Below are 13,087 nucleotides of genomic sequence, written 5' to 3' on the forward strand. Positions count from 1 at the left end.
TTTGCCACGTTCTTGTTTTAGAGGGGTATTTACCCCATGAACGGGTTCTAAAAAATCAGGGGAGAACTTGGGGTAGTATGGTGGCGTTTGCAGGCCAATTCACCCTACACTAGCGCTCATTATGACGCACTCCGCCCTTTCTCTGTCTCATGCCCAGTTTTTCCTTAGCCTGGGCTTCATGCTGCTGTTTCTGGCTCTGGAGCTGGGACTGGCTTGGGTGCTGCTGTATTTCAAGGTCAGAACCTTCGGCAACAATGCGACGGCCTGGATGGGGGCGTACCGTTTTTGGGTGCGTCTGTTCGCGCTGGCGTTTATTTTAAGCTTTGCCGCGTCCATGCCCGTGCTGATTCAGTTTGGCAGTGTCTGGCCGGGTCTGATGGAGCAGGTGGGTGATGTCATCGGCCCCATGCTGGCCGCCTCCATGCTGTCCCTGTTCATTTTCAAATCCTGCTTTCTGGGCGTGATGCTGTTTGCCCAGCGCATGCTCTCCAATCTGGTTCATACCCTGGTGGTGCTGATGGTGGCCCTGGGTGTGACCGTCACTGCATTCTGGCTGGTGGCGATTGTGGCCTGGATGCAAGTGCCGACCGGCGTGGATGTTATTGAAGGCCATTACGTGGTGATGGAATGGCTGGATGTGCTCAGCACACCGGCCTTGCCCTGGTATGCCGGTCTTTTATTTGCAGGCAGTTTGCTGACGGTGGCCTTTTTCATGCTGGGTGTGACTTGCGCCCAGACCATGCAAAAGCCGGTTACCGATCAGGAACGCCTGGCTTTTCGCAGCGCCTTGTTCCTGGGTGTGGTGGCCTGGCTGGCTTTGGTGTCCGCCGTTGTAGGTAATGGTTTCATGACTGCCGAGCATCAGCCTGCCAAGGCAGCGGCAGCGGCGGCGTATTGGGAAAGCGGCTCGCAGCCTGATCTGATTCTGGTGGCGGCACCCTCTGCCATGCAGGACAGTGTTCTGGGTGTGTTGCGCTGGTCCCATGCGGGTGGACGATGGCTGGGTCGCAATGACAGCGGCATTCTGATGGGCCTGGATCAGTTTTCCGACGCCATGCCGCCCGTCACCTTGACCTTCTGGTCCTTCCGCGTGGCTGTGCTGGCCGGGGCCTTGATGCTCTTCCTGCTTCTGTGGGTCTTGTTGCGTACCCGTCGTTATGGCCTGGACCCGCACTCTCTTTCTTATAGAGAGCGTCAGATCATGGTGGCCGCCTCGGTGCTGGGCTGGATCATGTTGCTGGGCGGTGCAGCCTACGTCTTGTTGGGCTTTCTGCCTTATCTGGTAGGTAACGATATTCAGGCTGTGCAAGTGCAAAGTACCGAAAGCGTCTTTACCGTTGGGCTGGGTTTGCTCTGTTACGGCCTGGTCTACGTCTTGTGCATGATTGGTTTTTTCCAGAAGTTGCGACATGCCGTTCGTTTTGGTGTGGTACCGATCGCGCGTCATCGGGGGCGGGCATGATTGATTCTTTTGCAAATGCGCTGGGCCTGGGTGCCCATGATCCGGCGTTCTGGATGCCCTTGGCGTTTCTGGCCCTGTTCTTTCTGATTATTGTGGCCGGTACGGTTCTGGACGGCTTCGATATTGGCGTGGGTTGCTTGTCCTTGCTGGCTCCGGATTCCTTGCGTCCCCGCATGTTGTCCTTGTTGAGCCCATGGCGCGACGCCAACGAGTTCTGGCTGTTTCTGGGCCTGGGCTTGTTTGTTTGCGCTTTCCCCAAAGCCTGGGGGGCGGTGATGGGCGGGCTGTATGGGCCTTTATGTGCTTTGGGTGTCGGCGTCTTTGCCCGTTCCGTATCCTTTGAGTTCCGCCTGCGTGCGCCGGTAGAGCGTCAGTCCCGCTGGCAAATGGGTTTTGCCCTGGGCTCCTGGTTGACGGCGTTCTCCCACGGTGTCTTGCTGGCTCAGGTCGTGGTGGGTTTCCAAAGCGATTCAGGCTATATCTGGTTCTCTATTTTCATGGGCTTTTGCGCCATCGCCGCGTACTGCTTGCTGGGGGCCAGCTGGCTCATCATGCGCGAGGCAGGCGAGCTGCGCGCCCGTGCGGTGAACTGGGGCCGTCGTTCGGTGCGCTGGTTTGCAGCTGGTGCCGTAGGTGTGTCCGTCGTGCTGGCTTTTGTAAATGCCGGCGTGCTGCTGAAATGGAGTGATGGACCGTACTGGGGACTGGTGCTGTTTTTGTGGGCCTTGATTCTTAGCTGCTTTGTGTCGATTGAGATGAGCCTGCAGCGCATGATCAACAGCAGCTATCGCACAACAACCTTGCCTTTTTTGCTGACTCTGTTCGTGATGGTTTCCGTCATGGCGGGGCTGGCGTTCAGTTTCTTCCCCTATCTGATTCTGGACGAGATGACGATCTGGGACGCCGCTGCCGGGGTGCCTGCCCTGAGCCTGATCCTGTCAGCGATTGTGATTACCTTGCCCATCGTCTTGATTTTCAACGTGTGGGTGTATTGGCGCATGTTTGGATTGTCCCGCCCACCTTTGCCGCCCAGCTTTAAAGGCTGACCTTTTTTATGATTGCCCATTCCGTGCTGTCGATGCGCAAGCGTCTGCAGGGTTTCAAGTGGTTGTCTGATATGCCCGCCATGCTGGCGTGGGCAGTCTTGGCCGGCATTTTGGGAGCCTTGGCTACGCTAGCCTTTCATCAGGGCATGCGCTTTGTGCAGCAAGTGGTCACGGGGCAGCACGGCGGCATCGTTGCGGTAACGGAAAGCCTGCCCTGGTACATGCGCCTCCTGTTTCCTACCCTGGGCGGTTTGTGCGCCGGTATCCTGCTGTGGCTGGCCGGGCGTCTGCCCTCGGGAAGTAACTCGGACTATATGGAAGCCGTGGCCATTGGCGACGGCCGCTTGTCCATCCGCCAGGGCTTGCTGCGATCCTTGTCCTCCCTGATGACGGTAGCGTCGGGCGGTTCGATTGGTCGGGAAGGGGCGATGGTGCATTTGGCCTCCTTGTCCGCTTCTGCGATAGGCCGTTTCACCTTGTTCGGTGAAGCCCGCCTGCGTTTGCTGGTGGCCTGTGGTGCCGCTGCCGGTGTGGCTGCGGCTTATGGGGCCCCGATTGCCGGTGCCGTATTTGTGGCCGAGATTGTGCTGGGCACCATGACCATGAGTAGCTTCGGCCCCCTGTTGATGGCGGCTGTCAGTGCTCACCTGACCATGCGCATGCTGGGTGGCTATCACGCCCCCTATGAAATGACGAATGTTCAGGCCGTTGCGGGTTGGGACATCTTGCCCTTTCTGGTTCTGGGTGTGCTGATTGGTCTGGCTGCACCCGCTTTCCTGAAATTGCTGAATTTGTTTCGTACCCTGTTCAAGCGTACCGGCCTGGGTTTGCCTTTGCGTCTGGCTTTGGGTGGCTTGCTGCTGGGACTGTTGCTGATCCTCATGCCGCGCGTGGCGGGTAATGGCTTCAGCGTGGTGTCCTCCATGCTGCACAGTGACTGGGCCTGGTACAGCGTACTGCTTATTCTGGTGTTCAAGGTTCTGGCTACAGGGTTGACGGTGGGCTCGGGCGCAGTCGGTGGTGTGTTTACCCCTGCCATCTTTGTGGGAGCGGCCTTTGGCACCCTGTTTGGTCAACTGACCTTGTTGATTCTGCCGGGTCTGGATTTGCCTTTGTACCTGTTCACGCTGGTGGGCATGGGTGCGTTCCTGGGGGCTGCGACCAGTGCGCCCTTCATGGCCATTCTGATGTTGTTTGAAATGACCTTGAGCTATCAACTGGTACTGCCGCTGATCGTGGCCTGTGTCATGGCTTATTTTGTGTCGCGTGGTGTGGCTGAAGTGGCCATGTATGAAGTTACCTTGGTGCGCGAGCGCGATGCCTTGCTGCGTCACAAGCTGCGTCATACCACCCTGGCTGAGCTGGTCCGTCCGGCGGACACCGTGGTCAGCACCACCACCCAAATGCGCGATGCCTTGCAGATGTTCCTGGATTACCCCGTGCGCTATTTGTATGTGGTGAACGAGGAGCAGGTTTATCAAGGTGTGATTGCCCAGCCCGACCTGACGCGTATGTTGCTGGACGACAACGCTGCCCAGGAACGTGTGGTGGGGGATATTTTGCGTATGGATTTCGTCAAGACGCTCTACCCGAACATGAGTCTGGACGAGGCTCAGGAACACTTCGTGAGCTTTGCCGGAGAGCGCCTGCCGGTATTGAATGGTGACGGCTCGGGTCGCCTGATTGGTGTAGTCTATAAGTCTGCTGTGCTGGAAAAATACTCCGCCATCAAACGCTCCCTGGATGCGAGCGGCGAAGTGATGCTGGATGCCCGGCGCTAAACTCTTTTTGTGACATAAATCATGCGTACAAAAGCTTGCCAGCGAGGCTTGGCAGGCGGGCTGATTGTCGGTCTTGCCATGCTGTTCGCTGTTCCATTGGCCACCGCTCAAAACCGTGTCGGATTGGAAAACCTGTCCGCCACGCGTGTGTATGGTGTGGATGAGGCTCAGGCGATTCCTCCTCAGGAGCTTCCCCCGGTAGAGCCGTTTTTTGATGCCTCGCAATGGCATCGCCAGGGCGACCAGGGTTTGGTCAACCCAGCCACGTCCATTGGTTTTTCTTTTTCTGATTTCAGCCTGAGCGGTTCCAGTACCGCCAGTCTGGCTCGCTCCATTCAATATAGTCAGCAGTCCTCGCCGATCTGGAGTGCACGCTGGTTGAGCAGTGCGCCCGATCAGGTCTGGCAGTTTGGCGAGCGCAATTGGCGCTACGTCAATGAAGATGGTTTGCAGTTAACCTTGGGCAATGACACGGTAACCGCCCCGGATTGGGCGCGGCCTGTGGAACTGGGCGGGATCAATATTACCCAGCAGTTTGAACAAGGCCCGGCCGGGCCCTGGCGCTATGCCTTGGCCGTGGGTGCGCTGGACATAACAGGCAAGCAGGACAACGGTGATCTGGTGTACGGATCGTCGGCGAGCAGTCTGATGGTCAGTACCGATATCACCAGTCGCACCAGCATTGATACCCAAATGGAAAGTGCGCGTGATTTTGGCTTGACCGGGGTGGGTGCCACTTATCGCTCGCCGGATTTTGGCGTGTGGCAGGCCAGTGTGGCCAAAGCTTCCCATTCCGTGGGACAGGGGTGGCGTTATCAGGCCGCCTATGGCCTGGATGTGCTGGACGATTTGCATCTGCAATGGCAGGGCGAGCGGTACCAGGACAACTTCCTGGATTTAAGCCGTTATCAGGGCATGAAGGTCGACGCGGCCAGCAGCCGGCAGGTGGTGGGTTTGTCCATGCCCCTGCGCCGCTGGGGTGAAGTAAAGACGCAGTACGAGGTGCAGCAGGTAGTTGCCGGGGGGGAGAACCGCTACCTTGGGGTCACGCAGCAGTTCTGGTACAGTCCCCACCTTAGGGTGGGTTTGCAAGCTCGCCGTCATCTGGAAAGTCGTCAGTCGAACATCGCGCTGCGTTTTTCTATTCCGATTTTTTAAGCAGGCGGCATGGCCCAGTCAGCACTTGAGGTTCTTCAGGAAGTTTTTGGTTATGACAGTTTTCGTGGCTCTCAGCACGAGATTATCGAGACCCTGATCCAAGGCGGTGACGCCCTGGTCTTGATGCCCACGGGCGGCGGCAAGTCGCTGTGTTACCAGATTCCTGCTTTGGTGCGACCCGGCACCGGCGTGGTCGTGTCCCCCCTGATTGCCTTGATGCAGGATCAGGTGGATGCCCTCAATGAGCTGGGTGTTAATGCTGCCTATCTGAACTCCACCCAGGATTGGCAAACCGCCCGCGAGGTCGAGCGCGAGTTTCTGACGGGGCAGCTGGATCTGCTCTATGTGGCTCCCGAGCGTTTGCTGACAGACCGTTGCCTGGATTTGCTGGCACGCGGCCAGATTTCCCTGTTTGCCATTGACGAAGCCCACTGCGTATCGCAATGGGGCCACGACTTCCGCCCGGAATACCTGGGCCTGGATTTGCTGGCCCAGCGCTGGCCGGGAGTGCCACGGGTTGCCTTGACGGCGACTGCCACTCAGTTGACGCGGGTAGAAATTGCCCAGCGCCTGAAGCTGGAAGAGGCCCGGCATTTTGTCGCCAGTTTTGATCGCCCTAATATTTGCTATCGCATCATCGAAAAGAACGAGGTGCGCAAGCAGCTCTTGAGCTTCATTCAGGAAGAGCACTCCGGTGATGCGGGGATTGTGTATTGCCTGTCGCGCTCGCGCGTGGAAGATACCGCCGAGTTTCTGTGCAAGAACGGTATCCATGCCTTGCCCTACCATGCAGGGCTGGATGCGCAGCAACGCGCCATCAACCAGGCCCGCTTTCTTCGAGAAGAAGGGGTGGTCATGGTGGCAACCATTGCCTTTGGCATGGGTGTCAATAAACCAGATGTGCGCTTTGTAGCCCACATTGACCTGCCCAAATCGGTGGAGGGGTATTACCAGGAAACCGGGCGGGCAGGGCGCGATGGTGAAGTGGCCACGGCCTGGCTGGCCTATGGTTTGCAAGACGTGGTGCAATTGCACCGCATGATTAACCAGTCGCAAGGCGATGCGGCACACCGACGCCAGCAAGGCCAGGCGCTGGATGCCATGTTGGGCCTGTGCGAAACCATTTCCTGCCGCCGCCAGCGCTTGTTGGCGTATTTCGATCAGCAGATCGAGCCTTGCGGTAACTGCGATACCTGCCTGGAAGCGCCGGAAGCCTGGGATGGTACGGTGGCAGCGCAGAAAATGCTCTCTACAATCTATAGATTGTGGCGCGAGCGCGGTCAGCGCTTCGGGGCCGGACACCTGATCGACATCCTGCTGGGCAAGCTGACGGACCGTGTCAAAGAGCACGAGCATGACAAGCTCACCGTCTTTGGCGTGGGCAAGGATCTGACCGATCAAGCCTGGCGTGGGGTACTGCGCCAGTTGCTGGCACATAGTCTGGTCACGGTGGACCTGGAAGGGTACGGCACCTTGTTGCTGACCGAGGCCAGCCGCGAAGTGCTCAAAGGGGAACGCACTTTAATGTTGCGGCGCGAAACCGTAACACGCGGACCCGCTGCACACCGAGTAAAAGGTCAGGCGCCTGCCGGACCTGCGCTGGAGCCCGATCAGCAGCGACGATTCGAGGCTTTGCGTGCCTGGCGTGCCGCGACCGCCCGCGAACATGGCGTCCCCGCCTATGTCATTTTCCATGATGCCACTTTGCGTGAAGTGGCCATCCGCTGCCCCAGCTCAGAGGCTGATCTGGAGCCGATTACAGGCATAGGTGTACGCAAAAGAGAGGCCTATGGCGAGGCTTTGCTGCGCTGCGTTCAAGAGTTCCAGACGCAATAGGAAATTGTTAGCAGAGCAAAGATTGGTTGCATTTTTATGCGCTGAATCTGCTCGGCAGTCACAAAACGACTATTCGCTCAATCCGCTATATGTAGTAGAATGACGCCAATATCACACTATATATGGTGTGCATCAAATGACGCTGGCGGCTGCAAAAGCCGCGTCTTCCGTCAATCACCATCGATTTCCGAGACTGAAATGCAATCAACCGAACAGTTAATGGTCACTAAGCGAGATGGCCGTACAGAACCTATTAACCTCGACAAGATTCACCGAGTGGTTGATTGGGCCGCTGAAGGTCTGAGTAATGTGTCCGTCTCTCAAGTAGAGCTGCGCTCTCACATTCAGTTCTACAACGGCATTCGCACTAGCGACATCCACGAAACCATCATCAAGTCGGCTGCGGATCTGATCTCCGAAGATACGCCTGACTACCAATATCTGGCTGCCCGTCTGGCGATTTTCCATCTGCGCAAAATCGCTTTTGGTCAGTTTGAACCCCCCAGCCTGTTCGATCACGTGACCTTGCAAACCAAGGAAGGTCGCTACGATCCGCATCTGTTGCAAGACTACACGCGCGCTGAATTCGATGAGCTGGATGCTCATCTGGATCACTGGCGTGACATGAATTTCTCCTACGGTGCCGTCAAGCAGCTGGAAGGCAAGTACCTGATTCAGAACCGCGTGACCAAGCGCATCTACGAAAGCCCCCAGTTCCTGTACATGCTGGTGGCCATGTGTCTGTTCGCCCGTTACCCTGCCGACACACGTCTGAGCTTCATCAAGCGCTTTTACGACGCCGTATCGCAATTCAAGATTTCCTTGCCCACGCCCATCATGGCTGGCGTGCGCACACCCACCCGTCAGTTCAGCTCTTGCGTGCTGATCGAATGTGACGACAGCCTGGACAGCATCAACGCCACGACCAGCGCCATTGTTCGTTACGTGTCACAGCGTGCCGGTATCGGTATCAACGGTGGCCGCATTCGCGCCGTAGGCAGCGAGATTCGTGGTGGTGAAGCACAACACACGGGCTGCCTGCCGTTCTTCAAGATGTTCCAGGCGGCGGTGAAGTCGTGCTCGCAAGGTGGTGTGCGCGGTGGTGCTGCAACCTTGTTCTACCCCATGTGGCACCTGGAAGTGGAAACACTGCTGGTCCTCAAGAACAACCGTGGTGTGGAAGAAAACCGTATCCGTCATCTGGACTACGGCGTTCAGATCAACCGCTTGCTGTACCAACGTCTGATCAAGGGCAGCCACATCACGCTGTTCTCGCCGCATGACGTGCCCGGCCTGTACGACGCGTTCTTCGCAGACCAGGACGAGTTCGAGCGTCTGTACGAAATGTACGAGCAGGATCCTGCCATCCGCAAGCGCAGCCTGCCTGCCGTGGAGCTGTTCTCCCTGCTGATGCAAGAGCGTGCCAGCACCGGCCGTATCTACATTCAGAACGTGGACCACTGCAATACGCACAGCCCATTCCAGGCCGACCGCGCTCCTGTGCGCCAGTCCAACCTGTGCATGGAAATCGCTCTGCCTACCAAGCCTTTGAACGATCTGAACGATGCCGAAGGCGAAATCGCCCTGTGCACGCTGTCGGCGTTCAACCTGGGCGCTCTGGAGTCTCTGGACGAGCTGGACGGCCTGGCTGAACTGATTGTTCGTGCTCTGGATGCTTTGCTGGACTACCAGGATTACCCGGTCAAGGCCGCGCTGAATGCAACCAACAAGCGTCGTTCCCTGGGCGTTGGCGTCATCAACTACGCTTACTACCTGGCCAAGAACGGCACCCGCTACTCCGATCCCGCTGCCTTGGGCCTGACCCACCGCACGTTTGAAGCCATCCAGTACTACCTGTTGAAGGCTTCGGTGCAGTTGTCGCGTGAATACGGTCCTTGCGATGCCTTCGACGAAACGACGTATGCCGCTGGTTTGCTGCCTACCGACACCTACAAGAAAGATGTGGACGGTATCTGCAACGAGCCGCTGCACCTGGATTGGGAAGCCCTGCGTGCTGACATCGTCAAGCACGGTCTGCGCAACTCGACCCTGACAGCCCTGATGCCTTCGGAAACCTCCAGTCAGATCGCCAATGCCACCAACGGTATTGAGCCTCCGCGTGGCCTGGTGTCCGTCAAGCAGTCCAAGGACGGTATCTTGCGTCAGGTGGTGCCTGAATTTGAAAAATATAAGGATCAGTACGAATTGCTGTGGCAAATGCCTGGCAACGACGACTACCTGAAGTTGGTTGGCGTGATGCAGAAGTTTGTTGACCAGTCGATCTCTGCGAACACCAACTATGACCCACAGCGGTTCGAGGGTGGTCGCGTACCGATGAAGCAACTGCTCAAGGACCTGCTGCTGGCCTACAAATACGGTGTGAAGACCTTGTACTACCACAACACCCGCGACGGTGCCGATGATTCGCATGGCGAAGTAGAGGACGACGGTTGCGCAGGCGGCGCGTGCAAGATCTAAGCAAGGGTAAAGAGCATCATGACTACCTATAGTACTTTTTCTAAAACGGATAACGACCAGCTCAAGGAACCCATGTTCTTTGGGCAGCCGGTTAACGTGGCTCGCTACGACCAGCAAAAATATCCGATTTTTGAAAAGCTGATTGAAAAGCAGTTGTCCTTCTTCTGGCGTCCGGAAGAAGTGGACATCACCCAGGACCGGATCGACTACCAGAACCTGCCTGACCACGAAAAGCATATTTTCATCAGCAATCTGAAGTATCAGACCTTGCTGGATTCCATCCAGGGCCGCAGCCCCAACGTGGCCTTCCTGCCTCTGGTTTCCATTCCAGAGCTGGAAACCTGGATTGAAACCTGGGCTTTTTCCGAGACGATTCACTCGCGCTCGTACACGCACATCATTCGCAATATTGCCAATGACCCGTCCGTTATTTTTGACGACATCGTGCGCAACGAGAACATTCAGCTGCGTGCTGCCGACATTTCCTCGTACTACGATGATCTGATCAGCGACACCATGTTGTACGCCCAACTGGGTGCAGGCGAACACGAGATCAACGGTGAAACCCGTACGCTCAGCGTGTATGAGCTCAAGAAGAAGTTGTACCTGTGCATGATGAGCGTCAATATTCTTGAGGCCATCCGCTTTTATGTCAGCTTTGCCTGCTCCTTCGCCTTTGCCGAGCGCAAGCTGATGGAAGGCAATGCCAAGATCATTCGCCTGATTGCGCGTGATGAAGCGCTGCACCTGACTGGCACGCAGCACATCATCAATATCCTGCGTTCCGGCAGCGACGATCCCGAGTTCGCTCAGATCGCCCGTGAACTGGAGCCGGTTTGCTTTGCCATGTTCAAGGATGCCGCCGAGCAGGAGAAGCAGTGGGCGGATTACCTGTTCCGCGACGGTTCCATGATTGGTCTGAACAAGGACATTCTGGGGCAGTACGTGGAGTACATCACCAATATCCGTATGGGTGCAGTGGGCCTGAAGCCTGCGTTTGAGTCCGTCAAACATAACCCCATTCCATGGATCAACACCTGGCTGTCCTCGGACACCGTGCAGGTGGCACCTCAAGAGGTGGAACTGAGCTCTTACCTGGTCGGCCAGATCGACTCGGCCGTGTCGGCCGGCGACTTCGACGGTATTGAGTTATGAGTCAAGTCCGGACAACTGATCATGACTTTCAGTTGCGGGACGGCGAAACTTTGTTGGAAGGTTTGGAACGAACCGGCCATCAGGTTGAGTATCAATGCAGGAGCGGCTATTGCGGCTCCTGCCGTATTCCTCTTGTGTATGGAAAGGTTGCTTATAAAGAGCAGCCTTTAGCGTATGTCGGCCCAGGCGAGGTTTTGCCGTGCTGTTGCACGGTACTCGAACCGATCATGGTTGATTGTCAGCGCATTGCCCGGATTGAGGAGGAACCAGAGGATCAGTTCGGCTTTACCGGGCTGAACCCCTGATTCCTTTGTCTTCCTTTAGCTGGCCAGGCGTTTTTCTTCCAGCTTTTCCCAGCGCTCAAATAACTGCTCCAGGTCCGTGTTGAGCTGATCCAGTTTTTGGTTGATCTCGTCAGCTCGAGCGGAACCGTCTTTATACAGATCCGGCGCGCTCAGTTGTTCTGCCAGTTCGGCTTGCTGGCTTTCTATGGCTGCAATTTTCTCGGGCAGCGCTTCCAGTTCCTTTTCTTCCCATGACGCCAGACGGCTTACCTTGGTTGCTTTGACACCGCGCTCGGCAGTTGGTTTGGCGGCGGCAGGAGCGGGTGCTGCGTTGCTGGCTGATGCCTGCGTCGCTGCGTTGGCCTGAGGACGTTGCGCCAGCCATTCGTCGTAGCCACCCACATATTCGCCCCAAAGGCCTTGGCCTTCAGCGGCAATGACCTGAGTGACCACATTGTCCAGGAAGGTTCGGTCGTGGCTGACCAGCAGCACGGTGCCGGTGTAGTCCTGAATCAGGTCTTCCAGCAGTTCCAGGGTTTCAATGTCCAGGTCGTTGGTCGGCTCATCCAGTACTAATACATTAGTAGGTTGAGCAAACATGCGTGCCAGCGCCAGTCGGGCTCGCTCGCCACCGGACAGGCTGCGTACGGGGGAGTGGGCGCGGGCGGCTGGAAACAGGAAGTCCTCCAGATAGCTCATGATGTGCTTGCGCTGATTGCCGATTTCTACCCATTCGCTACCGGGGCTGATGGTGTCGGCCAGCGTGGCGTTTTCATCCAGACGGCTGCGCATCTGGTCAAAGTAGCCAATATTGAGTTTGGTGCCGTGGCGCACAACGCCGGAATTGGGTTCTTGCAAGCCCAGCATGATACGCAGCAAGGTGGTTTTGCCTGCGCCGTTGTGCCCGATCAGGCCAATACGGTCGCCGCGCATCAACACGGTCGAGAAATCCTTGATCAGTACGCGGCCATCGTAGCCGTGGCTGACATCCTGTAATTCGGCGACCAGCTTGCCGGAGCGCTGGCCCTCGGAAATGGCGAATTTGACGTCGCCCGAACGTTCGCGACGCTCGGCACGGTCGCGGCGCAATTGCTCCAGGCGGCGCACGCGGCCTTCGTCGCGCGTGCGACGCGCCTGTACGCCTTTGCGTATCCAGACTTCTTCCTGGGCCAGAAATTTATCAAACTTGGCGTTTTGTTGCTTTTCTGCCTCCAGGAACTCGGCTTTGCGTTCCTGCCATTGGCTGAAGTTGCCGGGAAAGCTGAAGAGTTTCCCTCGATCCAGCTCGATGATGCGGGTGGTCACTACATCCAGGAATCGGCGATCGTGGGTAATGATGACGGCACTGCCGCGAAAATCCAGCAGCAGTTGTTCCAGCCAAAGAATGCCATCAAAGTCCAGGTGGTTGGTGGGCTCGTCCAGCAAGAGCAGATCGGGTTCTTCCACCAGTGCATTGGCCAGGGCCACGCGTTTGCGCTGGCCGCCAGACAGGCTGCCGGTCAGGGCGTCGGGGTCCAGCCCCAGCTTGTCCATCAAGGCATTGACGCGGGCAGGGCGCTGCCAATCTTCGGTTTCAGTGAAATCGCCACACAGAAAATCGTAAATGCTGACTTCGGGATCCAGCTCGGGTTCTTGTTCGACGGTGGCAATTTTCAGCCCACCCAGTCGTTTGACCTGGCCGTCGTCGGGAACCTGGCGTTGATCCAAAATTTTCAAAAGTGATGATTTACCAGCACCATTGCGCCCGATCAGACCGATGCGTTCGTTTCTTTGTATGACCAGATCGGCATGGTCCAGCAAGGGATGGTGGCCGAATGCCAATTGGACATCGGTCAGGGAAATCAGATTATTGGACATAAGACTCCAGATAAAACAGCGCGTCCTGCG

At 57.0% G+C, this 13,087-nt stretch carries 9 protein-coding genes; 8 read left to right on the forward strand and 1 reads right to left on the reverse strand.

Annotated features, from left to right (window positions below):
* Window positions 1-121: 121 nt before the first annotated feature.
* From DUD43_RS03815 to yfaE, 8 genes are all read left to right on the forward strand, one after another.
* The gene (locus DUD43_RS03815) at window positions 122-1,462 is read left to right on the forward strand and encodes a cytochrome ubiquinol oxidase subunit I (RefSeq protein WP_153229219.1); all 1,341 of its coding nucleotides are present in this window, start codon (window positions 122-124) and stop codon (window positions 1,460-1,462) included.
* Window positions 1,459-2,508: a cytochrome d ubiquinol oxidase subunit II gene (locus DUD43_RS03820; RefSeq protein WP_153229220.1), complete on the forward strand. Its 1,050-nt coding sequence runs from the start codon at window positions 1,459-1,461 to the stop codon at window positions 2,506-2,508. The genes DUD43_RS03815 and DUD43_RS03820 overlap by 4 nt, the downstream gene beginning before the upstream one ends.
* An 8-nt stretch (window positions 2,509-2,516) precedes the next feature.
* Window positions 2,517-4,289 (forward strand): ClcB-like voltage-gated chloride channel protein, encoded by a 1,773-nt coding sequence (locus DUD43_RS03825; RefSeq protein WP_153229221.1) that lies wholly within the window; start codon window positions 2,517-2,519, stop codon window positions 4,287-4,289.
* Between the two features lie 21 nt (window positions 4,290-4,310).
* A complete protein-coding gene (locus DUD43_RS03830; RefSeq protein ID WP_153229222.1) occupies window positions 4,311-5,447 on the forward strand; it encodes a hypothetical protein in 1,137 nt (378 codons plus the stop codon).
* 9 nt (window positions 5,448-5,456) lie between these two features.
* Complete coding sequence (recQ, locus tag DUD43_RS03835; protein ID WP_153229223.1) at window positions 5,457-7,283, forward strand: DNA helicase RecQ; 1,827 nt, start codon at window positions 5,457-5,459, stop codon at window positions 7,281-7,283.
* A 198-nt stretch (window positions 7,284-7,481) separates the two neighbouring features.
* Window positions 7,482-9,761 carry a class 1a ribonucleoside-diphosphate reductase subunit alpha gene (gene nrdA, locus DUD43_RS03840; protein ID WP_153229224.1) on the forward strand — a complete coding sequence of 760 codons (2,280 nt, stop codon included), beginning with the start codon at window positions 7,482-7,484 and terminating at the stop codon, window positions 9,759-9,761.
* Window positions 9,762-9,779: 18 nt separating this feature from the next.
* Window positions 9,780-10,916, forward strand: coding sequence for a class Ia ribonucleoside-diphosphate reductase subunit beta (gene nrdB / locus DUD43_RS03845; protein WP_153229225.1), 1,137 nt, complete (start codon window positions 9,780-9,782; stop codon window positions 10,914-10,916).
* Window positions 10,913-11,221 carry a class I ribonucleotide reductase maintenance protein YfaE gene (gene yfaE / locus DUD43_RS03850; RefSeq protein ID WP_009455057.1) on the forward strand — a complete coding sequence of 103 codons (309 nt, stop codon included), beginning with the start codon at window positions 10,913-10,915 and terminating at the stop codon, window positions 11,219-11,221. The genes nrdB and yfaE overlap by 4 nt, the downstream gene beginning before the upstream one ends.
* A gap of 15 nt (window positions 11,222-11,236) precedes the next feature.
* Here the strand turns inward: yfaE and DUD43_RS03855 are convergent, their stop codons facing one another.
* Window positions 11,237-13,057: an ATP-binding cassette domain-containing protein gene (locus DUD43_RS03855; protein ID WP_153229226.1), complete on the reverse strand. Its 1,821-nt coding sequence runs from the start codon at window positions 13,055-13,057 to the stop codon at window positions 11,237-11,239.
* Window positions 13,058-13,087: the final 30 nt, after the last annotated feature.

Origin of the sequence: Alcaligenes faecalis, from assembly GCF_009497775.1 — a bacterium.
Classification (GTDB): domain Bacteria; phylum Pseudomonadota; class Gammaproteobacteria; order Burkholderiales; family Burkholderiaceae_B; genus Alcaligenes; species Alcaligenes faecalis_D.